This window comes from Hamadaea sp., from assembly GCF_013362815.1.
In the GTDB taxonomy this organism is placed as follows: domain Bacteria; phylum Actinomycetota; class Actinomycetes; order Mycobacteriales; family Micromonosporaceae; genus Hamadaea.
The window spans coordinates 253,476-277,177 of record NZ_JABFVK010000015.1; the positions used below are offsets into that span (position 1 = coordinate 253,476).

Genomic DNA, 23,702 nt, shown 5'->3' on the forward strand with positions numbered 1-23,702 from the left:
AACTCACTGTCCTTCCAAGACGAGCGTCGAATGGTTCCATTCGAAGCGGCCCAGGCCGCATAGACTCGGCGCCAGCCACACACCACGGTCGTTGAGGCAACTGCTGCGGGTGATCGCTGCGTCGCCTATGACGGTTTGCACAGCGTCGATCCACAACCCGGTGATGCGGTCCGGCCAGGATCGGATCTCCCATGTCGTACTGATCTTTAAGACTCGCCATAGATCCTGACGAAACTCTGGCGACCCCTCGCCGATCAGCTGACCGGAGTGGTAAATCCCGTACGGCGGCGACTCGGCTGGCGAAAGTGGAAGGTCATGTAGTCGGACAAGTTCGACTCGATCTCCCGGGCGAACTTGTGCCGCGAGGTGACTCTGGAGCCGAGCGGGGGTGTCGGATTGCGTCTTCGCGCCAGCCGGAGCATCAGAAGCTACGTCAAGCTCGGTGGCCTCGATGCCCAGCCGTTGCCAGCGTTCGCGCCCTGCGACGTACCAGCGTCCGCGTCGTGAGAGGCGACGCATCATCCAGGTCTGTGGCCGATCAATCCGGTATAGCTCATCTCGTGGCCTTGTCATGGCGACGTATAGCGCACGTGCCTCGGCACAAGGATCGAGTTCCTCCTCTCGCCGTTCGGACAGCGCTTCCGGCTCGGTGACGATTACCCGGTCGAACTCCAAACCCTTTGCACGGTGGACGGTCGATATCAGGAGCGTTTGCGGCGGCGCGGCTGTCAGCTCTCCCGGCAGCCGGCGCTCGCCGATCGCCCTTGACAGCCGCACCAGGTCGAGCTGGCCTCGTCGGTCACCAGCAACGCGACGCAGTGACCGCCACATTCGCACGGGTTCCATCTCGGCTGGTAGCTCGAGCGTCATCGCCAGGTCGAGGAAGTGATCTTCTGTGAGGTAGGTTGCCTCAGTCGCAAGTAGCAGCGTGTACAACCAGGACGGACTCCGTCGTGATCGCGACGATCGCTGGATTCCATGCGGAACTCCCGCCTGCCGGAGCAGCTCCGAGAGTCGAAGCACGTCGCCATTGGTCCGACAGAGGATTGCCGCACTGCCATCGAACTCCCGCATTGAGTCCCGTACGAACTCATCATCTATATTGCCGAAGGCTGGCATCTTCTGCAGTACAAGGCGCAGTTCCTCATAGATCGCGGCTGCCCGTTCCTCAGCTGCCGTTCGCGATCGAATAGCCGACAGCGCTCCGACTCGGCTGCCGAACGTCAGAGCAGCACCTGCCTCGTTGGTCCGGGCACGGAAATTGTCATCCAGCGTTACCTCGATGATCTCATCGACGAACCAATTACGTACCCACGTGAGGAAGCGGCCCGCCTCAAGGTGCCGGTCATCGGAATCGACGATGGAGAAGCCATAGACAAACTGCGCCACATCGCCTACGACGGTGAACCCGCATTGTGGAGGGAACCGTTCGAGTAGGGTCTCCATCATTTCGCGCCGGACACCGACCAAATCCTGCACTTCATCGATGATGACGTGTAGCGGGAAACCCTGTTCAGTGGTCTCGACTCCGCCACCAGCGATAACTGTCGTCGCCATTTCGATCCGCAGGTCGTAGTCGGTGCCCTCCAGGTTCTGATTGCTCTGAAGCAGGAGAGCATTCGCCCAGGCATCAAACGTCGTCGCCCGTACGTTCCTGGCGGGGCCACCGTGTCGATCCAGACGCTCACGCAAAGCTCGAACAGCAGCGTCCGAAAAAGTGAGAACGAGAATCTCGCCGCCCGTCAGATCCTCCTGGTCCACCAGGTGCCCGAGACGGTGCACGAGCGTGGTCGTCTTCCCTGCTCCCGCTCCAGCAGTCACCAGAACTCGGGCATCCGCAGGCTGCTCGACGACAAGCCGTTGTTGCGTCGTCAGACTGATGCCACCATCGATCTCAGTCACGCGCGCCCTCCATCCACAGCTTCTCGAGATCCTTGAACGCCAGGCCGTCGCGGAAATTGGCGATGTTGTCTCGCACATCGAGGATTAGGCATTGCGGTTTGCCGCCATTACGAGTCCCGCGAAGACCGCGTCCGATCATCTGCTGGTAGTTCACCGCACTGAACACAGGTCGGGCGATAACTACAGCGCGAGTCGCCGGAGCATCGAATCCTTGCGAGAGGACACCGTAGTTTGTGATGACTCGGATCCGATTGGCTCGGAACGCGTCGATGCTCTGGCGACGCTCCGGGATCGATGTGGCCGAGTCGATGGCCATCGAACGAATGCCGCGGTCATTGAGCTTGGCCGCGAGGAACTTCGCATGCTGCACTGAAGCTGCGAACACCAGAATCGGCCACTCGGACGGCAGAGCTGCGATCTCTTCGACCAGCAACCTGTTCCGGCTTTCGTCCTCACCGAGCCGTTGTTCGGCTGTCTTTGGGAGGAAGCCGCTGAACACGTCGACCATCGCCAGCTCGTCCTGATTCAGCAAGAAATCTGCACCGATAAGCTCGCGATGCTCGACTCGCGCCAGTACACCGAGATCCTGGAGATGGGCTGTCGGGTCCTTGGGGAAGATCCCCTGGTCAAGGCGACGGTCTCCGAACCGCTGAACCAGACGCCGGGTCTCGTCGGCATCATTGCGATAAGGCGTGGCGGTCAGACCCACCAGATGTCGTTCGGTCGTGCGATGGGTCAGTCCGAGGTACTCGAGAATCCTCGTGTACTCCGGCGTTATGGCAGAGTGCGCCTCATCGACAAGGACGAGTGACGGCTCACGGAGCCAGGCGTACTCTTCAGTTCCGAGGCATCGATCTAGCTTCGCGTCGGTAGCTACGACGAGGTGGGGGCGACCATCCACTGGCGTGGCCGAGTTGGTATGCCACAGCCGGTCGATAACGAGCCGGTCATCAGGCCCGACCTTGTTCCAGACAAACTTCCAAGACTGAACAGCCTGCTCGCACAATTCATGCGTCTGCGCAATCCAGAGAATCGGGCCTGATGGCGTACCCGACTCTCGCACCCAGCGAATGACACCCTCCGCGGCAATGCGTGTCTTGCCGGCTGCGGTCGGCAGGCTGAGCATTGCGCGCTGGGGGGTTTGCTGGGCAAGCAGCCGCGTGAGCCGTGCCGCGATTTCCTCCTGGTAGTCGTGCAATGCGGGGAAGTCGATGGGCCCCTCAATGTGCTCACGCATCGGAGGCGTTGGGATCCGCAGACCAGCGAACTCCTCGGGGAGCCCCAACTCGGCTACGAATCGCAGGGCGGCCGAGCCACCGTCGAAATGCGCCGGAGTGCCTATGAGCGCCCTATTTGCGATGTCCTTCGCATGTGCGCGAAGGACGCCGTCACCGTGCGCACCGTAGGCCAATTGCGCGAGCCTCCGATGGTCAGGCTGGAGGCCGGTCTCGCCGGCTTCACTGTCGACCAGGCCACTGGGCAGCCCCATCCGCAAACTGGTTTCGTCGATGAGTAGGGCAAGTTTGGCCGGGATGTCATCAGCCTGCCGGATTGCTTCCTTGCGCTCCCGGGCGGCCAGCTCCTCCTGCTGCCGTCGGCCAGCGTCGATGACAGCGCGGCACCCCGCAGGACCCAAGCCCCACCCGAAGAATCTATCGGCAGTGACAAGCAGCTCGTCGGGCGAAATCTCATCCGGTACGAGGAGTATGTCCTGCTGACGGTAGGAGTCGAGCGGCCGAGTGCGGGTTCCTTGTGGAGTCCGGATGATCTCTTCGAGTTCGCTGCAGGGCTGAAAGCACAGGTCCGCAACACGTGAGCCGAGACGCTGACGAAGCGCGGGGAACTCGTCAGTCAGTGCCGCCGGGGGGCCGATGGCCACTGAACGGACGCGCTTCTCGATGACGTCTACGACACGACGCATTCCCCACTCGCGGATCATATACTCGGCTTCTTCAATGTCCTGGGGGGAATCCACCAGCAAAGCCGGGTGGCCCTCCCGAACCAGCTCGGCATACTCGCCCGAGGTGAGCGCCACAGCAACGTCGCGGTCGGGACGCATCTCCCATCGGTCGCCGACGCGGCATCGCACCGTCGGTTCCTCGTTGAGCAAGTCGAGAGCGAGCCGGATCAACATTGCGTAGTTGCGACCCACGACAGCGTCGTCGGTGCTCATCCTTGTCGAGGCAAGCAGGGACGTCCAGCTCTCCTCAGGAACATCCTCGAGTCGCGTCGGCATGTCCAGCTTTCGGGCGACCTCTGAGTCGATCTCAGCGACCTTGAGAATGGATCGATGCTCCATCAGCTGCGGCCCGACGGCCTCGTCGATAGGCACGATTCCTTGTGACGTCCGCACTGTCCCGATGCGTGAAATGATCCATTTGAACGGGGACGGGACCGCGGTGCGAGTGGACACCTTCTCCCCAATCTGCCGAGACCAGCTGGCAATTACTCCGTCGCTCGGTACGGCGGCGAGAAACGCAGCCTTGCCCTCGGCAGACAACTTCTCGTAAACATGCATTGGGCCTGCAACCGGCTGGCCAATCAATTTCACAGTCTGGAGCTGAATCCGCTTCTCTGTTGGCCCAAGTTCCAGGCAGTAGGCTTCGTGCATCGCCTTGTGATATTCCTCGAACCAGGCTTCCCCTTCGGGACGAAAACCCAGTGTCGGAGCATCCGACATACCGAGGCTGCGCAGGAGTGCAAGGTCGTCTGCGTGATAGGTGACGTCGACGGTGCAACCGGCGTCCCGTGAGCCGTCGTGAGGTGTCACTCGGCCAGGTAGCAGGCAGTCTCGAAGTGTTCGGAACAGACCATCCACGGTCTTCACTCGAAGAGTCATGGGGATACTGGTGACTCGGTCGCGGATCGCCGGCAGCTGTTCCCTACCGCCAGCGGTGCGCAGCAACTCCCAGAAGCGAGCCCACGATTCTGCGTTGTAGCCGTTGAAGCCCTGGTCAAGGATGCTGTGGAATCGTCCTGCTGCGTCTGCCTCTCGAATGCCGAGCACTTCGAGGTCGTCCTGCATCGTGGCGTCAGCGGAAATTTCGGGGTCGATGTAGACGAGATCGTCGGCCAAACCGTCATCCGATGTCCTACGGAAGACCTGCCCCGACACCGGAGCTACTAATCGACCGCGCTCAGTGAGGACGATTTTGGCAGCGCGTGCTTCCTGGATCTGCCTGCGCAAGGGTGCCTCCGCAGAGGCAAGATCATGCTCGAGCAAGTGCGCCAATAGCCGCAAGGCAGCCTTCGAGGACGCCGCCTTGCCATCGTGGACGAGAGCCTCCAGCCATGTACGAACCGTTTCCGGCTCGCGGCGCGGTGCGGCCTCGAGGATGTGGTTGAGCTTACCGCGCCGAATGGTGGTGGCATCGACCGAATGGTGGACCCAGTCAACGGGGGCGCTGGAACTATCACGCCACAACCGGAGGGCTTCGCGGCTTAGTCGATCGGGGTGAACTCGGATCTCGGCCGGCTTCCGAAGTTGGCCGTCCTGGTCCGGCACTGAGGGATGGACTGCGGCTGCTTGCCAGATCTCATTGGTGAGGTAGCCGCACGCCCAGTTCGGCGATTCCTTGCTCCGGCCCGGGAGTAACGGCAGATACGCTGCTGGATCTTCGGGGATGACCAACCGTGGAAGTGAGTCCACCACAAGTCTCGCGGCTACTTGAATCAGCTCACCGTTGAGATGGCTGCTGTCGAGCAGGTTCTGACGATCCTCGTTGGTCTTCCACGAGGCGTTCAGAGCACCGCTGAGCGTGGTTGGATACTTCGTCGGGAAGAACGCCCAGAATGCGCCGCGATCGTTGGGGATCTGACCCAGCCGTCCGTGCTCGTTCTCGACCATCGTGTACTCGGGCACTGCCCACGACACGTCGATCACACTTCGGTCGTGAAGCTCCCCTGCGTTTTCGCGGGAGTCATCGCTAACTTGATGCGCGACTGTGAATACGCGGTACCGCTCCGAGCGTGCCTTCGCCCCACTTCGGATCTCGTGGATTGTGTGGAAGATCCCTTCGTGCTCGGTCGTGATCTCGCGACGAATCTTCGGCATATCCCGACGATCTTCAATGAGGATGGTTCCTACATGATTGGAGAAGAGCGGGAACTGGAGAGGAAACTCCTGGCTTCGCTCGGGAGCCACGCGTGAGTCGTGCTGGATGTCGCGGCCGAGGCGTTCAGCAGCGTTCGGCAGCAAGGGGAGTCGGACGACTGTCGTGGCCCACGCGAGCAACTCGGCCAAGACGGGATCCTCAGCTTCCGCCTGCGCGGTGTTGAGTGGACGCGCAAGCCGTAGGACCGGTGTGTCGCCGAGCTTCTCAACCAGGGATTGGCCACGTGACCGATAGCCAGCATTCACCGCTCGGAGAATTTCTGCCGCAGACCATGCGGCGTCAAAGCCGAAGGACCCGGTGCGGCTGAAGAACTCCGGCGCCTGCGTGACCGACAGGACAGACTTGATGCCCACGCCGAATCGCCCGATCTGGCCACCGCGCTTACGCGAGACGCCCATGCGCAGGATCGTCTCGGCGCCTTGGGCCGTCATGGGAGCGCCAGTGTTCGCGCAGTACAGGTAGCTTCCGGTGAGCACGACATGTATGCGACCTCCCCGATGCTCGGGAGACCGCATCTCATCGGCGGCGTTCTGCACCAGCTCGAACAGTTGCCGGTCACCGTAGCCGCCTTGATGGATACGACGTTCGCCGTTGGCGTCCTCTTCTACTCGATCGGGGTCGGCACCGTACGTGCTCAGGGCACGCCGGGACAGGTCAGCGACCCTCGCAAGCACATCGCCTTCCGGGGGTGGGTTCACGTCGATCTTGCTCCTAATGAAGGGCTCCGCATGCGCGGAGTAGGGGCTTTAGGGCATCGGCATCGCAAAGGCACAGCGGGCGAGGTCGATGGGTTTAGCCTCGCGGGCCGTGTGGATCGGCATGGGTGAGCCCATGGATGTACGAGGGCAGGGCGGGTTGGAACGAAGCTAGCTGCTTCGTTCAAGCACGGGAAGTCGCACGATCGATGTCGCCTCATGAGCTGATTGCGCGGTTAGGCTTCGCGTGAATTCTGCTGTCGCCGGAGTCGATCGGTCGGGAGCTGGAGTCCGACCAGGGGGCGCCGACGCGTTCGGACGCAAATGTAATTTGACTTGCACTGCGTTGTCAAATTTTGTTTGCTATGATCAGCTCAGCCCTGACGGAAGGGCTGGTCGGTGACGCGAAAGCGAGCAGCTTGTGGATGATCAGCAGTCCAGCGACTTCGGAACCTGGCTGGGCCGGCAGCTACGTCGGACCGGGATCAATCAGACGGACCTCGCGGCGCAGCTCGGTCTCACGAGAGCGGCGGTCTCGGCCTGGATCACGGGTCGAGCCGAGCCCCGAGAGGAGGTAAAGCGCCGAATCGCTGCAATTCTCGGTACTGATACGGCGTCGGTCTACAACCTGGCCGATGTCATCGCCGAGCGCCCACGCAGGTGGCACCACCGTCCGGCGCACGCCGACGGCGGCCGAGAGTATGGAAATGTTGCGGCCTTCGCGTTCGACGCGGATCTGGCGGTATTGGCGCGCGAGGCTACGCAAAACTCGTTGGACGAGCGCTACGAGCTGGCGAAGCCGATTCGTGTTCGATACACGTTGCACGAAGTCACCGGTGAGCACCTGGAAGCGTTTCAGGCCGCAGTCCGTTGGCACGAGCTGTCGGACCATTTCGAACACGCGGCCTCGGCCCGCCAGAAGGTCTCGCGGAGCCTTCGCGCGGCGCTCGATGACCTCGCCAGGGACCGCAGGCTGCTGCTGCTGCGTATCGACGACTTCAATGCGTACGGACTGACTGGCCCTGAGTATGACGACGGGCGCTACTCCGCGGTTGTCCGTCGGCAGTTGGACAGCCACAAGAGCGACTCCTTTCGCGCTGGCGGCTCCTACGGCCTTGGCAAGGCGACATTGTGGGCGTCGAGTCGATTCGGGCTCGTCCTGATCAATTCGACCCTGGCGGTTCCCCATGAGGGCCATATCGAGCGGCGGGTCATCGGCCGGCTGGAGCTTCCGTGGAGGAAGGTCAACGGCGAGGCCTTCGCCGGACCAGCCTGGTTCGGCGAGCTGGACACCGAGCCACATCACAAGGACATTGCCCGCTCGTGGTGGGCCGAAGAACAAACGGTTCGCGACCTGTATCTCGACCGGGCAACTGCCGAACCTGGCACCTCGTTCCTCATCGTCGGCGCCCATGACGCGTCTGGCGATGCCAACAGTCTTCCCGAGATGCACGAGAAACTTGTGAATTCGTTGGCCGACGGATTTTGGGCGGCCATGGTTGGTGGCCATGCCGCAGAACCCTTGATGGAGGCCAGCGTCGTCACACTGCGTAATGGTCAGATCGTCATCCCCGAGCAGCGTGTCGACCCGCGAGAGCGTCATCCCGCCCTGACCCGTGCGCTGCAGGCCTATTTGAACAACGAGACGGTAAGGGAGCTGACATCGGGGGAGCAGGTCGCGAGTATCGATGTGCCGTTGACTGTTCCGCCGCTTCGAGGCGGCACTCGCGGCGGCTCCAAGGGCGCCGAGCACGAGGCCGTCCTGTTACTCACGCCAGCCGCGGACTCCGACATTCGACTCAACCGCGTGGTGTGTATGCGTGGCAACAGGATGACGGTCATGGAGCGGCGCCCGCGTGAGCTTCCTTTGGGCGCCGCGCCGTTCAAGGCAGTGTTGCTGGCGGGTCATGCAACCGGTCGCACTGGCGAAGACGTCGCTCTCGCTGAACAGTTCCTCCGTGCTTCGGAACCGCCCGAGCACGATCGTTGGGGTCGAACCGAGGAGCTGTCGTCCCTCTACGAGCGTGGCGCACTCAGCAGGCTTGAGGAGTTCCGGACAGAAATCGACAAGGCCGTTCGTTCGCTCGTCGGGCGTCGCGAGAGCAAGCGCGGTGACGGTCCGGCCGTTTTGCGAGAACTGCTTCGGTTGGATGCTCACGGGCAAGTGGGGTCTCGGCCGCCTCAAGGGGTGGCTACGGTCCGGAATGTCAGTGCCACCGTCGAGGCTGATGGAGCCTGGCAGGTCCGAGTCGACCTCAGACTTCCGGAGACGGATGATCCATGGCTCCTGACTCCGGTTGCGAAATTCGACGTTCGTTCGGGCGGACGCCCAGTCGTCTCGTGGAAACTCCTCACGCCTGCCGAGAACTGCCGCATCGAAGGAGGCAGCGTGCTCATCGATGCCGGTATTCGTTCCGCGACCTTCACCGGTGTGACCGACCCGAGTACGCACCCGGTCAAGGGCGCCTACTCCCGTCTCGTGATCGATGTGCAGAAGGCTCGCGGAGGTGCCGAATGAAGCCGGTGTTCCCATACCAGACTCTCTTCGGCGACATTGACCTTGAGGTCGCCTCGGTTTCAGTCGACAATGCCAGCCTGCCATACGCACAGATCTCCAACCCCGAACGTACGGTGGCGTTGCACCGCAGCGGCCGGGAGAAGTGGGAACTAGCACGACTCCGCTTGAAAGCCACCTTGCCGGAAGCCGAGCTGGTCGCTGGTCCATGGTCAAACGTGGTGGTGATGGCAGTCATCTCCGAGAAAGCCACCAACTCTCGGATTACCGCCAAGCTCACACCAACCAGCGATGGTTCCTGGCGGGGCGAGATCGATCTCATCCGTGATCGCCACCTCAACAGGGCAGTTCTCGGTCTAACCGTAGTCGGCACGATCAACGGTGTTTCGGGCCGGATCATTGGCACGACAGATCGAGACTGGTACATCGACATCGCGGCGTCCACTCCGACCCGGCAGCGCGAGCTAGAGATCGTCGAGGTTGACTTCCGTGAGGGACCACTCGAGTGGCTGCGGACGTACAAGGAATCACCTTGGATCGTCGAGACGGTGGGACAGACCCCGACGGTCTATCTCAACACCACCGCAGTTGAGGGCTTGGTCGAAGCTTTGCACGGTACAGGTGGGACCGCAGCCGAGAAGATGTATCGAGAGTTGGCCTCGAGCCAGATTGCCCAGGATGCATGGACAGCGATGTTCCATGCCGCCGTCAGCGACCTCGACGTCGATGGTGACGGCACGCCGATCATGCCGTCGGGTTGGCGTGAATCGGTTCTGCGGACGATGCTGCCCGATGTGCTGCCCAACCGCCAGCTCACGGATGCTCTCTACGAGATCAATAATCGACGAACGGAGGGATACGGCTGGTCCGAACTCCAGACGAGCGTCCAGTATGCGGCGGGCAGGCGCAGCCAGATTGCGAAGAGGCTGACCAACGCTGTTCGCTCGATCTCCGGTGAAGGAGCCCGCAGATGAGCCGTGCCGCAATTTCAGACACTCCAGCTGTACTGGGGACGCTGCCGGAGGCCGCAGTCATCAAGTACTTGAGCCGGGCAATCCAGAGCGGACAGGAGACACCTCCGCAGGTGATTCTGCGCAAAGCGTCCGCACAGCTTCCCGCACAGGAGCAGAGGTGGCGAACCGCTGCTGTGCGTGAACTCCTTGACGAGGCGATGCATCGCTTCGACACAGTACGAACTAGCGCGGATCGCTGGCTCGCTCCACGCCTGCATGCCACGCTCCGGATGACTCGGGCTGAGGCTGCCGACAATGGCAAGTGGAACTATCTCGCAATGCTTGTCGCCCCGGACTACGTCGTCTGGCGGCATAAAGGACCCGAGGTTGCGACCCCGGCTAGGTTTGCTGGCCCCCATTACACGCAAGCCTTTGCGCGGCTCTGGTGGGCAGCCGAGCTGTTCCGGAACGGGGCAGACTACAGCCCGGTCGAAACGGCGTGCAGGGTACAGGACGTCCTTAACACGACGATGCGTTTGGACGTTATCGACCACCGTCCAACCGCCCTGGCGATCGTTGCCGTCCTGGAGCGATTGATCGCGGACGGCTCCCCGCGCCTAGGGGATCAGATGAACGCTCTGTCTTCGGCGGTGAATGCCGCTGGAAGCACCTTGGTTTACGACACGATGGCTGCAGATGAGCCTCCAGACTCGGATGCGCTCCACCACTGGATCGCGGAATCAGCAGGAATGGCACCCGTCCCGTGGGACCGCCTCCCGCAGGGTCCCGACGATGGGGCTGTGAATAAGCGTTCCGTCGAAGCCCTCGTCCCTCTCTTCGAGAGTCTCTTGGCTGACGCTCCGGTGCGGCAGCGATTAGCCATTGATTCAGACGTATAACCCATCATTTGCACAAATTTTCTGCCAACCTAAGAAACGGTGGACTCCATGACCACGCGGTTGCGATCCCTCGAGATCTGCGCAGGCGCTGGCGGGCTCGCGCTCGGGCTCGAACAAGCCGGATTCGACCCGGTACTCCTCATCGACAATCGTAAGCAAGCATGTCAGACGCTTCGCACGAACCGTCCGGCATGGGACGTGCGAGAAATTGACCTGCTCGAGTTCGACCCCAGCGGCGACTCTCATGTGTACGACGTGGACCTGCTGTCTGCTGGCCTCGAGCGTGTGCAGGCAACAGCGACCGTTAACCGGACCCGCGGCAGCGATAAGGAACTCGAACTCCTCAAGGCAACGATCATGCTGATGCACGGCGTACAGCCGCGGGCGCTGCTGATCGAGAACGTACCGGACCTCGCGACCAAGGATGTCTACCGCCCGATCAGGGAGTTCATCGCAGAAGAGTTGGAACACCTTGGTTACCAGCATCGCTGGTTCGTCCTCAACGCCGCGGACTACGGAGTACCTCAGGATCGCAAGCAGGGAATCCTTGTCGCCTTCAAAGGCGGTGGGATTGATGCGTTCGTCGAGCCGCCAAAGATCCTCGACCCACCGATCACCGTTGGTATGGCATTGGGCGATTCCATGGCTGCGCGAGGCTGGCGTCAGGCCGCGGAATGGGCCGCACAAGCAGACAAGATCGCCCCGACCGTGGTCGGAGGGTCGTGGGACCGCGGCGGAGCGGACCTCGGACCAACCGGTTCGAAGAATGCATGGGAGCGAATGGGTGTCAACGGCGGAACCGTGGGTGATGATGTTCCGGACGCCGACTACGAATGGGACCCCAGCAAAGGCCGCGCACGAATGGTCACCCTGACTGTCGAGCAGGCCGCTTGCCTTCAGGGTTTCCCGGCCGATTGGCAAATCACAGGGAAAAAGACGGCGCGCTACCGCCAGATCGGGAACGCCACGCCGCCGCCGGTTGGGCGGGCACTCGGACTTGCTATCGGTGACGTGCTCAAGAATCACTAGATCGAGATCATCTGACAAGCCCTATCGATGCTGCATAGACCGAACGCTCAGCCCAAGTCATACGTCAAGCGCACCGGATCAAGGCTAATCCGGTTCATCCGGCGGCTGCGCAGCCCGCTGCCTTCGGACATTTTCCACATGGCCAAGGTCACGACTGGCTGACGCTGCCGCGCGGCGTGACACGCCGATGTCCGCCCCGTGCGCTACCGTCTTGGCCGGAAGCAGATGGGAGGCGGTCTGGCGTGGCGGAGGCGAGCGCACCTCTCGATCAGGCGGCCGGCCTGCACCGGCACGCGGCGGCGGTGGTGGCCGCGGCGGCTTCGGCGCTGGACACTTATCTGCCGTTGCCGCGGACGGACATCGCCGAGCAGCATGAACTTGCGGAGCGGTTGAGGTCGGCCGCTCAGCACTTGGCGCCGGCGTGGTTGGGGCAGCCGTTGGACGCGGTGCCGGCCAGTACGCCGCTGGGTGGCCAACGCCGTCCGGAGTATGTGCGGGTGGGGACGGCGCAGCCGTTGGACGATGCTCGCTTCCCGATGATCGTGCCGTTGTTGGGCGTGGGGCATTTGGCGTTCTCCGCCGACGCTCGGGACGCGCGGGTGACGGGGGCGATTCGGAGTGTCGTCGTGCGGTTGCTGGCGACCGCGCCGTCGGGGACGTTGATCGTGCGGGCGGTGGACGGGCACGGGCATGTGTTCGCTCCGTTCGCACCGCTGTCGGAGACGGGTTTGCTGCCCGAGCCGGCGACTGACCGGGATGGCTTGCGAGCGGTGCTCGCGGAGGCGGAGCACTGGGTCCGCCCCAGTCGCCCGGACCAGGAGCGGAAGGCGAAACCGCGGCGGCGTGATCGCAGCATGTTGCTGGTGATCGCCGGGTTGCCCAGTTTGGCTGACGCGTCGGATTTGGCGCGGATCATCGACTTGGCCAAGCGGGGGCCGGCGCACGGGCTGCACATGATCGTCGCGGGCTGGCCGCCGGCTCCGTTGACGCCGGAGACGACGCAGGATCGGCTGCCGCTGGCGACGGAGATCTCCGTACGCAATCCGCATGTGCTGGTGGGGAATCCGCCCGGGGCGTCGTTGAGCCGGGGGCGCGATCCGTTCAACGTGCCGGTGTATCTGGATCCGGATCCGCCGCTGGAGCTGATCGACCGGGTGTGCCACGAGTTGGGGTCGCAGGTCGCGCAGCAGGGATCGGTGCATCTGCTCGATCTGCTGCCCGATCCAGATCACGGGTGGTGGGCGGAGTCGTCGGCGGGCGGGCTGAGCGTCACCGTCGGCATCTCCGGCGATACGCCGATCAGCCTGCATTTCGCCGATCTGACGCCGCATTGGCTGGTCGGCGGCCGGTCGGGTGGCGGTAAGACGGCGTTCCTGATCGACGTCCTCTATGGACTGTGCACTCGCTACGATCCGGAGGAGCTGGCCCTCTACCTGCTGGACTTCAAGGAGGGCGTGTCGTTCTCCGAGTTCATCCCGACGCCGCGGGATGAGAGCTGGCTGCCGCACGCGCGCGCGGTCGGGGTGGAAAGCGACCGTACCTACGGGTTGGCCGTGCTGCGGGAGTTGGACGCCGAGATGTCGCGGCGGGCCGAGATGTTCAAGGCGAACGGCGTATCGCGGTATGTGGACCTGCGGAATCTGGGTGAGACGCTGCCCCGGATCGTCTGTGTGATCGACGAGTTCCAGGTGTTGCTCGCCGGGACCGACCGGATCGCCATGGAATCGGTGGCGCTGCTGGAGTCGGTTGCGCGCAAGGGGCGGTCTTTCGGCATACATCTGATTCTGGCGAGCCAGACCGTGCGGGGCATCGAGGCGCTCTATGCCAAGCGGGACTCCATCTTCGGGCAGTTCCCCGTACGCGTGGCGCTCCCGGGCGGGGCGGACGTGCTGGAGCCGACGAACGAGTCGGCCGCGACGTTGCAGCTGGGCACGGCGATCGTGAACACCGCGGGCGGCCTCGGTGGGCCGCGGGGTTCCCGGCGCGCGCACGAGAAGCTGGTGCGCTTCCCCGATCCGCACGCCGATCAGCAGATCTTGACCGCCTTGCGGCAGCGGCTGTGGCAGGCGCGCGACGAGCACGACGAGCCGCCGGTGGTGTTCTCCGGTTACGCCGCGCAGCACCTCGATGGCGACCCGTTGTACCAGGCGTTGAAGGAAACCCAGACGGAGACGGCGAAGGCGGCGCTGCTCGGGCGGCAGGTCGACGTGCACATGACGACGGTCGCGTTCCCGTTCGACGCCACACCCGGGCGGCACCTGGCCGTCCTCGGGCCATCTCAGGAGGGCGCGGACGTCCTGGTCGCGGCGGTACGCTCGCTGGCCGCCCAGCACCGGCCGGGTTCCGTGCGGTTCGTCCTGGCTCCGTTGATCCCGCAGACCGTCGCGGCCGTCGAGGCGCTGCGCATTGAGTTGCAGAGTCAAGGGCATGACGTGCTCACCACCGAGAAGGCCGACATCCCGGAATCCGTGGCACGCGTCAACGCGTACCTCGTGGTCTGGGGAATGGAGACGGCCGGAGCCGAGGCGCGGACCTTGATCCGCGAGGACCCGGGCCGGGGTTTGCATCTGCTGGGCTGGTGGCGGCAGTTGCGCCGGTTCTCCGAGGACGTCGGCTTCTCCGCGGGCCGTGAGGATGTGGCCGGGTTGGTGTTCCTGAACGTGCCTGGGCCTGATGTGTCGTTGATGCTGGGCGAGTCGATCCAGTGGGAGCCGCGGCCGGGTCGCGCGCTGTTCCACGATCGGCACACGGGCGTCACCGCGGTGATGGTGCCGTTCTCGACCGCCCCAGCAAAGGACCAAGCCGCCCCCGTAAAGCACCAAGGCACCCCCACAAAAGACGAAGCCGGGGATGAACTGGCGGCCGGGCGATGAGCGACGACTACCGGCCGGACGACGAGGCCGAGGCGACTACCGAGCTGATGGGCGACGGTGGATCGGCGAGCAGCGAGGCGAGCCGGCCGATGACCGGAGCGTGGCAGGAGTATCTCGCGGCGGCCGAGCGGCTCGACGCGGTACGCCGGGAGGCGGCGGCCGGCGTGGCGGCGGAGCAGGCAGCGTTGCGCGCGGCTCGGGAGGAGTTGCCGCCGATCCGGGCCCGGCTGGCGTTGCAGCAGCAGCGCATGTCCGAGATGGCGACGATGAGCGGCCGCCAGATGCCGGTGCTGACGCCGAATCCGGCCGAGACGACGAGCGCGGAGCGGGCCGTCACGGGCGGCCCGGCGGTGGTGCTCGCGGCGCTCCGGCAGGCGCTGTCGACTGTGGACGTCGCGGATGGCGCGCTGGCGCAGGCGCCCACCCGGCCGCCTTCGGCGACGAACAAGAACCTCGGGGTCTACGGCGGTCTCGCGGCGGTGGCGCTGCTCGCCCAGATCGCGTTCGTGCTGCTCGTCGACGAGCGGACGCGCCCCCTCTACGCCGGGTGCACCGGATTCCTGCTGGGGTTCGGCGCGTTCGGGATCGGCTGGATCGCCACCGGCGTGATCAGCCGGACGCGTACCGCGGCATTGGGGCTGGCCGTCGTCGCGTTGCCGCTGCTGCTCTCGACCGCCGTCTTCACCCTTCTCTGGATCATGAGGTAAGTCGTTGAGCAGCGTCGAGGATGTCAAACTGCGGGTCGCGGCCACGGTGTCGCAGACGAACGAAGCGCTCATCCGCCTGCGCGCGGTCGGTCAGACGTTCGACGACGCGCTCACCATGCTCCGGCTCACCGCCGCCGGGACGGTCCATCCCACGCTGATCGACGCGGTCAGCAAGCTCGAACAGGCCCGTGAGCGGCTCAACGAGGCGCATACGCTGGCGACGGGGGCCATCGGTGACGCGGACGCCTGGCGGGCCACCGCTTGAGGGCATAACAGATCCACAAAGGTCACGCAACGCCGTCCACACCCCGCAGTGGATCACGCGTCGTCCGTTGTCCACAGGCATTGAGACCACGGCCCGCCGGACGCGAATGTCTGTGTCATGGAGGAACTGCTCGACCGCCCCACCGAACTCAGCTACACCGTGTTCCGGGGCAGCGCCGCTGTCGCCGAAGGATTGCTGACCAACGACCAACTGCGTACCGACGATTGGCGGCGGGTTCGCCGCGACATCTACGTCGACTCGCGCGTACTGCTCGACCACGGGGTCGACTGCCACGCCGCCGCGCTCATCCTGCCCGGCCAGGCCTGCTTCTCACATGCCTCGGCGGCTTGGCTGCACGGCGTCGACCTCGCCGCCGACTACGGGGATCCGGTGCACGTCACGGTTCCGCCGCCGGGCAAGCCGAGCGGCTGGTCGGCGGTCAAGGTGCACCAGACCCTCATCGATCCGGGGGACGTCGACGTGATCGACGGGCTCATGGTCACGTCGCCCCGGCGTACCGCGTGGGACCTGGCCGCGTCCGGGTCGCTCGAGGAGGCGCTGCCCGTGCTCGACGGCCTGCTCGCGCGGGCGCTGGTCACGCCCGACGAACTTCACGGGTACGCCGAAAGCCGAACCGGCGTCCGCGGGTATCGGAAGGCAGAGCACGCCTTCGGATTGGCCGACGGGCGGGCTCGCGACGCCGACGCCTCCCGGCTCCGGCTGGCGATCCTGCAACAGGGGCTTCCCCGGCCGATCCCCCACTACACAGTGGAGGGTCCACGGGGTGTCCTGCTGCAGCCGGAGCTGGGCTGGCCGGACTTCCGGGTGGCGTTGGTGTTCTCCCGCCCCGGCGACGGCGGCGAAGGCTACGAGGAGGCGGACTGGCGGGTCCTGCGCGTCCATCGTTATCGGGTCGACCGAGAGCAGGCCACAGTCGTGCGGGAACTGAGAGCGGTGCTTCTCGCGCGGGGCTGGTGTCCCTGACGGCTACCGGCCGTTGATGAGGGTCAGCGCCTCGGTCCGCGTCTTGGAGTCCGAACGCAGTACGCCGCGCACGGCACTCGTCACCGTACGCGCGCCGGCCTTGCGGATGCCGCGCATCTCCATGCACATGTGCTCGCATTCGAGCACCACGATCACGCCGCGTGCCCCCAGCTGGCTCTCCAGCAGGTCGGCGATCTGCGAGGTGAGACGCTCCTGGACCTGCGGGCGGCGAGCGTACACCTCGACCAGGCGGGCGAGTTTGGACAGTCCGGTGATCCGGCCGTCCTCGTTCGGGATGTAGCCGATGTGGGCCACGCCCCGGAAAGGCAGCAGATGGTGCTCGCAGAGGCTGAAGACCTCGATGTCGCGGACGATCACCATCTCCTCGTGATCGGCCTCGAAGGTGGTACGCAGCACCTGCCGCGGATCCACCCGGAGACCGGCGAAGAGTTCGGCGTACGCACGCGCGACTCGTTCGGGCGTCCGCTGCAACCCGTCGCGGTCGGGGTCCTCGCCGACGGCGATGAGGATCTCACGGACGGCGTGCTCGATGCGCTCCAGGTCGACGGCCTTCTCGACCGGGCCGCCGTTGATCGATCCGTCGACCAGACGGGCGGCGAGCAGGTCCAGTTCGGCGTGCGCCGGTACAGAGCCGGTGACCCCGGAACCCGCGTCAGCGGGGTCCGGGGTCACCGGGATGCTGCTGTTCAGTTCGACCCCTCGATCAGGGTCGCGCCGTCGGTCAGCGACTGCGGCGCGCCGCCGGTCGCAGCCGCCGAGCCGGCCGACGCCGAACCGGTGGCCGCCCGCTCCGCCGCGGTCTGCACCGGCGGCAGGTCGGAGGGCGTACGCTTCCCGAACCCGTTGAACGGGGCCATCGGCGGGCGCTTGGTGACCCGCGCACAGATCCGGTTCATGTCGGCCGTCGAGAGGGTCTCCTTCTCGATCAGCTCCAGCACGATGTTGTCGAGCACGTCGCGATACTCCACGAGAACCGCGTACGCCTCGTCGTGTGCCAGCTCGATCAGCGTCCGCACCTCGGCGTCGATCTCGGCCGCGATCGAGTCGGAGTAGTCCTTCTCGTGACCGTAGCTGCGACCCAGGAAGGGCTCGTCACCGCTGGTGCCGTACTTGACCGCACCGAGCTTGGAGCTCATGCCGTACTGGGTGACCATCGCCCGGGCGATCGCCGACGCCTTCTCGATGTCGTTGCCGGCGCCCGTGGTGGGCTCGTGGAAGACGAGCTCCTCGGCCGCCCGGCCACCCAGCGCGTACGCGAGGGTGTCGATCATCTCGGCGCGCGTCTGCGTGTACTTGTCCTCGGTCGGCAGGACCAGCGTGTGCCCGAGCGACCGCCCGCGCGACAGGATGGTGACCTTGTGGACCGGGGCCGAGTGCGGCATCGCGTGCGCCACCAGAGCGTGCCCGCCCTCGTGATACGCCGTGATCTTCTTCTCGTGGTCCGACATGACCCGAGTACGCCGCTGCGGACCGGCGATGACGCGGTCGATCGACTCCTCGAGGTAGTCGTTGGTGATCGCCCGCTTGTCGTTGCGAGCGGTCAGCAGCGCCGACTCGTTGATCACGTTCGCCAGGTCGGCACCCGTGAAGCCCGGCGTACGCCGAGCCACCGCGTCGAGGTCGACGTCCGGCGTGAACGGCTTGCCCTTGGCGTGCACCCGGAGGATCGCCTTGCGGCCCTCCATGTCCGGGGTGTCCACGGCGATCTGGCGGTCGAACCGGCCCGGGCGCAGCAGCGCCGGGTCGAGGATGTCCGGCCGGTTGGTCGCGGCGATCAGGATCACGCCGCCCTTGGCGTCGAAGCCGTCCATCTCGACGAGCAGCTGGTTGAGCGTCTGCTCGCGCTCGTCGTGGCCACCGCCGAGGCCGGCGCCACGGTGGCGGCCCACGGCGTCGATCTCGTCGACGAAGACGATCGCCGGAGCGTTCGTCTTCGCCTGCTCGAACAGATCGCGTACGCGGGACGCACCGACACCGACGAACATCTCGACGAAGTCCGAGCCGGAGATCGAGTAGAACGGCACTCCGGCTTCACCGGCGACGGCTCGGGCGAGCAGCGTCTTACCGGTTCCGGGCGGGCCGAAGAGCAGTACGCCCTTCGGGATCTTCGCGCCGAGAGCCTGGTACTTCGAGGGGTTCTGCAGGAAGTCCTTGATCTCGTGCAGTTCCTCGACGGCTTCCTCGGCCCCCGCCACGTCGGCGAAGGTCGTCTTCGGCATGTCCTTGCTGACCAGCTTGGCCTTGGACTTGCCGAAGTTGAGCACCCGCGAGCCGCCGCCCTGCATCTGCGACATCATGATGAAGAAGAACAGGACGATGAGCAGCAGCGGCGCGAAGGAGAAGATCAGCGAGGTGATCCAGGAGTCCTGGGTGACCTCGGTGTTGTAGCTACCGCCGTCGGCGAGGTTCGCGTTCCGGACCTGGTCGAACATGTAGTCGGCGCTCTGCGCGGGATACTCGGCCTGGATCTTGTCGGTCTCGACGCTGCCGAACTTGGCCTTGTTGACCAGTTCGAGCTGGATCGTCTGCTCCTTGTCCTGAATCAGGACCTTCTTGACGTTGTCCGGCTTGTTGAGCTCTGCGAGCGCGACCGAGGTATCGACGTCGCGGTAGGTCCCCGAGCTGCTGTAGGTCGCGAAGAACACCGCGATCGCGGCCGCGACGAGCACGAACCAGAACCACGGGCGCTTATAAAAGGGGAGTCGCTCCATACCGTTGTTGTCGGGTGCGGTGCACCCGAAACCTCCCGATCGATACGTAGGCCGTCAGGTCACTTGACGGTACACCGTAGATGTCACAGTTGCCGCAACAGCGCGCCCCTGTGAACACCCTGAGAGACGACGGGCCTACACCTCGTAGACCCGTAACCCCTACCTCTGGTATACCTCGGGCTTCAAAACTCCGACATATGGCATGTCTCGGTAGCGTTCCGCATAGTCCAGGCCGTATCCGACCACGAACTCGCTGGGGATGTCGAATCCGACGTACTTCACCGGCACCGGCACCTTGATCGCGTCGGGCTTGCGGAGCAGCGCCACGACCTCGACGCTCGCCGCCGACCGAGATTCCAGGTACTTGAGCAGCCAGCTCAGGGTCAGACCGGAGTCGACGATGTCCTCGACGACGATGACCCGCTTGCCGGCGATGTCCCGGTCGAGGTCTTTCAGAATGCGGACCACGCCGCTGGAGGTCATCCCCTGGCCGTACGAGGAGACCGCCATGAACTCGAGCTCGGCGGGCGGGCCGTAGCGGCTCAGCGCGCGGGCGAAGTCGGCCATGAACATGACCGCGCCTTTGAGCACACAGACCAGCAGTACGCTGTCCGCCTGCCCGTAGTCCGCCGCCACCTGCTTGGCCAGCTCATCGGTCTTGGCGCGGATGTCGTCCTCGGAGACGATCACGCGGTCGATGTCCTTGTCGTACCACCCGGGCAGATCAGCCATGCCTTACAGACTATCGAGCCCGGATGGCGGCCAAGCAGTGATGCTGCACCCTTTCCCACCGGCCCCGCCGGGGCCGAACCGGCATCGGGTTGATCATTCCCAACGGGGATCGATCATTGGCCTGCGGACACGACACGCCGCGCGATCATGACCGAAGGTTCATGATCGCGCGGAAAACGCAGTGTGGATGACGGTGGTACCGGGGACGGTCGACGAGGTCATCAGGGTCGTGACCGAGCCGGAGCCACCCGAGAGCGTGACCGAGTAGGTCAGCGACCCGCCGGGCGTACCGGCCGTCGTGGGCACCGACAGGTCGCCGGTGGGCAGGCCGGACAGGGAGTCACCGGCCGCGCCGGCGATGTTGTCCGCGCCGACCAGGTACTTCAGTCCGCCGGGCGGGGCCTTCGGCAGCGCCTTCGGGTCGTACGCGTACCGGATCGTGTTCGCTGAAGGCGAAACCGAGAGCGGCAGCCAGACCTGGAAACGGCGGGCGGACGACGTCCCGAAGACCTTCACGTCCCAGTCGGCGACGATCCAGCGCGCGCCGTCCCGGTCCACCACATCCACCCGAACCCCAGGCGCCGAAGAGCCGTCGAGGTCGGCCCAGAACGGGGCGAGCACATTGTTCGGGCGCTTCGGGTCCGGCAGCCCGTTCGGCTCCGGAGTGACGTCCTGACCAGTGCCGCCGCCGACGATCAGATAGCCGTCGGAGGTCACCCCGATCCGGGTGTACGCCTGACCGGCGTACCGGAACGCCGGGGTGTCGTAGTTGATGACCTCCTCGTCGCCGATCGGGTCGGCCGCGACCTCCGGCCGCTGGTAGAAGGTGCCGGAGACGGTGGCGAGCGACGGCTTGCCCGGCGTGATCCCGGCCAGGGTCACCTTCGAGCGCCCGACCGCCGCCAACCCCGTACGCGACGCCCCGGTGACCTCACCGACGGCGGTTCCGGCCGGGAACCGTGAGGACATCGTCACCTGCGCTTGTGCGTACCCCTTGTTGGTCGCGGTGAAGGAGCACGACGAGCTCGCGCACTTCCCGGTGACCGCGACCGAGCCTTGCTGCGGAACGAACGCGACGGGCAGGTGGAGCGTGGGCAGCGAGCCGCCGACCGGCTCGAGCCGAACCTCGCCGAAGAGCTGGCGCTTCGGCGCCCACGAGGCGATGTTCACCGTGAAGCGGCCGACCGCGCCGGGCGCGAGGGTCAGCACCGGCGGATCGACGGTGATCGCGGACTTGGTCGGCGCGGTGCTGGTCAGCCGGTAGGTCTGCACGTGGCCGGAGACGTTCTTGACGGTCCGGACGGCGCTGAGCCGGCCCGGCATGACCGGCGCGTTGATCGACGGGGTGTTCAACTGGACGGCGTCGACCGGGTCCGCGGCCAGCTTGGCCATCCGGTCGGCGCTCTCGTCGAAGGTCAGGCCCGGGTTGGCCGCGATGTCGACCGCGATGCGGCCCGCGCCGAAGTCGAACGGATCGGCCGGGGTCTTGAGGTCCTCCTTGACGACCTTGGTCACCGCGGTCGTCATCAGCGCGGACTTAATCTGACCGGGCGACCAGCTCGGGTGGGCCGCGCGCAGCAGGATGCCCGCGCCCGCGACGTGCGGCCCGGACATCGACGTCCCGGCGATCGCCTGGAAGTACTGCCCCGCCGGACCGCCGGTCGGATCCTCGGGCGTCGGCGTCGTCCCGGCGAGAATCTGCACGCCAGGCGCGGTCACGTCGGGCTTCAGCGCGAGGCCGCCGGGCCCGCGCGAGGAGAAGGCCGCCATCACGTCGCCCCGCCCGGTCGTGGCGCGGCCCGAGGTGAAGCTCGCCGTCACGTTCTTGTTCTTCAGGTACGCCAAAAGCTGTGCACCGGTAGCGAGATGCACGGTGGGCAGCCAGTGGTTGTCCGTCTCGGTGTCCTGGAGAGTGGGGTTGTAGAGCAGCATCCCGAGTCCGCCGCCCTGTTTGACGAAGTAGCCCTTCTCAACGCGAGCGTTCTCGCCGCGTTCACAGACGACGACTTTGCCCTGGAAGAGGTTCTTCTTCGGCTTGGTGAGGCAGCGCGCGCCGCCGTCGTACCCCTTGACGTCCTTCGCTTGCACGACCGGGGTCGCTGCGGAGAGTCCGGCGGTGATGCTGGAACCGGTCAGCGTCAGGTCCTTCGCCCCCGGCGACTTCAGGGTGATCGTCGAGTCGAATTCGCGGCGCTGCGTACTCGCCGCCACCGTGGTGACCCACGGAGACAGGTGGTTCACCGTCTCGGCGTCCGGTCCCTCGTTGCCGGCCGATGCGGCGACGAACACCCCGGCCGCGTACGCGTCGAGGAAGGCGAGCTCGACCGGATCGGTCTCGGGATCGGTGCCGCCGGAGATGGAGAAGTTGATGACGCGTACGCCGTCCTTGACCGCCTGCGCGACCGCAGCCGCCGAGTCGGACGAGAAGCAGCCGTCGGCACCGCAGACCTTGTAGACGCTGACCCATGCGCCGGGCGCGACGCCGCGCAGCGGACCGCGGTCGACCCCGAACACCTTGGCGCTGCTCAGGACGTTGCCCGCCGAGGTGGAGGCGGTGTGCGTACCGTGGCCGTCGCTGTCTCGGGCGGTCCGGTACTTCTCCTTGTCGTGCATCTTCAGGTACGCGTCCAGGAACGGCCGGCCGCCGATGAGTTTGTGATTGCACCGGAACTTCACGCCGGTCAGCGGGTTCACGCCGAAGTCGCACACCCGGGCCTTGCCGTCCTCACGGGGCGGTGGCGCGGCGAGGTTGCCCTGGTCGGCGAAGGACGGATGCTCCGGCCACGCGCCCGTGTCGAGCACTCCGAAGATCACGCCCTTGCCCGCGTCGGCCGGGCCGCCGAGCGCGCGCTGAACGGTGTCCGCCCCGATGAACCCGGGGCTGGAGTCGGTCAGCGGATGGCGTACCTCGTCACGTTGGACGGCCACGACGCCGGGGATCTTGAGCAGGTCGCCGACCCGGTTCGCGGGTACGGTCAGCGCCACCCCGCCGTAGACGGTGCGCAGACTCTGGCCGAGGCGTACGCCGGGCACATGGGCGGCGGCCTTCCCGAAGATGTCCTCCTGCTGGGCCAGGAATCGCTCGTACGCCTGCTCAGCCGGGCCGCCCCAGAGCGGCCGCCCGGTCACCGCCGGGCTGGTCGCCGCGAACCCCGGTACGCCGCCCCGATAGGTCGCGACCGGCTCGTTGGCCAGCTTGACGACGACGCTCACCTGGGCCCCGCCCGACCGCCCGAGCAGCGAACGGTCGGTACGCGCCATCGCGCTCGTTTTCGCCGCTGTGTAGCGCGACACCAGGCTC

14 protein-coding genes are annotated in these 23,702 nt (G+C 65.4%); 8 read left to right on the forward strand and 6 right to left on the reverse strand.

Annotated features, from left to right (window positions below):
- Positions 1–3: 3 nt before the first annotated feature.
- Entirely contained in the window at positions 4–1,902 is a 1,899-nt protein-coding gene (locus HOV77_RS09730) for a UvrD-helicase domain-containing protein (RefSeq protein ID WP_290860465.1), read from the reverse strand.
- A complete protein-coding gene (locus HOV77_RS09735) occupies positions 1,895–6,715 on the reverse strand; it encodes a DEAD/DEAH box helicase (protein WP_290860467.1) in 4,821 nt (1,606 codons plus the stop codon). The genes HOV77_RS09730 and HOV77_RS09735 overlap by 8 nt, the downstream gene beginning before the upstream one ends.
- A 418-nt stretch (positions 6,716–7,133) precedes the next feature.
- On the opposite strand from HOV77_RS09735, the gene HOV77_RS09740 reads away from it, so the two are divergent.
- From HOV77_RS09740 to HOV77_RS09775, 8 genes are all read left to right on the forward strand, one after another.
- Positions 7,134–9,230, forward strand: a complete 2,097-nt coding sequence (locus HOV77_RS09740; RefSeq protein ID WP_290860469.1) for a helix-turn-helix transcriptional regulator — start codon at positions 7,134–7,136, stop codon at positions 9,228–9,230.
- The gene (locus tag HOV77_RS09745) at positions 9,227–10,201 is read left to right on the forward strand and encodes a hypothetical protein (RefSeq protein ID WP_290860471.1); all 975 of its coding nucleotides are present in this window, start codon (positions 9,227–9,229) and stop codon (positions 10,199–10,201) included. Before HOV77_RS09740 ends, HOV77_RS09745 begins: the two co-directional genes overlap by 4 nt.
- Entirely contained in the window at positions 10,198–11,079 is an 882-nt protein-coding gene (locus HOV77_RS09750) for a DUF6339 family protein (RefSeq protein WP_290860473.1), read from the forward strand. Before HOV77_RS09745 ends, HOV77_RS09750 begins: the two co-directional genes overlap by 4 nt.
- A gap of 48 nt (positions 11,080–11,127) precedes the next feature.
- Positions 11,128–12,108: a DNA cytosine methyltransferase gene (locus HOV77_RS09755; protein WP_290860475.1), complete on the forward strand. Its 981-nt coding sequence runs from the start codon at positions 11,128–11,130 to the stop codon at positions 12,106–12,108.
- A 242-nt stretch (positions 12,109–12,350) separates the two neighbouring features.
- Complete coding sequence (locus HOV77_RS09760) at positions 12,351–14,981, forward strand: FtsK/SpoIIIE domain-containing protein (RefSeq protein ID WP_290860477.1); 2,631 nt, start codon at positions 12,351–12,353, stop codon at positions 14,979–14,981.
- A complete protein-coding gene (locus HOV77_RS09765) occupies positions 14,978–15,688 on the forward strand; it encodes a hypothetical protein (RefSeq protein ID WP_290860478.1) in 711 nt (236 codons plus the stop codon). Before HOV77_RS09760 ends, HOV77_RS09765 begins: the two co-directional genes overlap by 4 nt.
- 4 nt (positions 15,689–15,692) lie before the next feature.
- Positions 15,693–15,953 (forward strand): hypothetical protein, encoded by a 261-nt coding sequence (locus HOV77_RS09770; RefSeq protein WP_290860480.1) that lies wholly within the window; start codon positions 15,693–15,695, stop codon positions 15,951–15,953.
- A gap of 117 nt (positions 15,954–16,070) precedes the next feature.
- Positions 16,071–16,937: a hypothetical protein gene (locus HOV77_RS09775; RefSeq protein ID WP_290860482.1), complete on the forward strand. Its 867-nt coding sequence runs from the start codon at positions 16,071–16,073 to the stop codon at positions 16,935–16,937.
- 3 nt (positions 16,938–16,940) lie between these two features.
- On the opposite strand, the gene folE is transcribed toward HOV77_RS09775, so the two are convergent.
- The 4 genes from folE to HOV77_RS09795 form a co-directional block, all read right to left on the reverse strand.
- A complete protein-coding gene (gene folE, locus HOV77_RS09780; RefSeq protein ID WP_290860622.1) occupies positions 16,941–17,567 on the reverse strand; it encodes a GTP cyclohydrolase I FolE in 627 nt (208 codons plus the stop codon).
- A 77-nt stretch (positions 17,568–17,644) separates the two neighbouring features.
- Positions 17,645–19,669: an ATP-dependent zinc metalloprotease FtsH gene (gene ftsH, locus HOV77_RS09785; RefSeq protein ID WP_290860484.1), complete on the reverse strand. Its 2,025-nt coding sequence runs from the start codon at positions 19,667–19,669 to the stop codon at positions 17,645–17,647.
- A gap of 159 nt (positions 19,670–19,828) precedes the next feature.
- A complete protein-coding gene (hpt, locus tag HOV77_RS09790) occupies positions 19,829–20,401 on the reverse strand; it encodes a hypoxanthine phosphoribosyltransferase (protein ID WP_290860486.1) in 573 nt (190 codons plus the stop codon).
- A gap of 159 nt (positions 20,402–20,560) precedes the next feature.
- Entirely contained in the window at positions 20,561–23,695 is a 3,135-nt protein-coding gene (locus tag HOV77_RS09795) for a S8 family serine peptidase (protein ID WP_290860488.1), read from the reverse strand.
- Between the last annotated feature and the right edge of the window lie 7 nt (positions 23,696–23,702).

Bases quoted from the DNA above. Each gene is read 5' to 3' on its own strand.
- HOV77_RS09745 (WP_290860471.1), top strand. From the start codon at position 9,227: ATGAAGCCGGTGTTCCCATACCAGACTCTCTTCGGCGACATTGACCTT.
- HOV77_RS09750 (WP_290860473.1), top strand. From the start codon at position 10,198: ATGAGCCGTGCCGCAATTTCAGACACTCCAGCTGTACTGGGGACGCTG.
- HOV77_RS09755 (WP_290860475.1), top strand. From the start codon at position 11,128: ATGACCACGCGGTTGCGATCCCTCGAGATCTGCGCAGGCGCTGGCGGG.
- HOV77_RS09765 (WP_290860478.1), top strand. From the start codon at position 14,978: ATGAGCGACGACTACCGGCCGGACGACGAGGCCGAGGCGACTACCGAG.
- HOV77_RS09775 (WP_290860482.1), top strand. From the start codon at position 16,071: ATGGAGGAACTGCTCGACCGCCCCACCGAACTCAGCTACACCGTGTTC.
- ftsH (WP_290860484.1), bottom strand. From the start codon at position 19,669: ATGGAGCGACTCCCCTTTTATAAGCGCCCGTGGTTCTGGTTCGTGCTC.
- hpt (WP_290860486.1), bottom strand. From the start codon at position 20,401: ATGGCTGATCTGCCCGGGTGGTACGACAAGGACATCGACCGCGTGATC.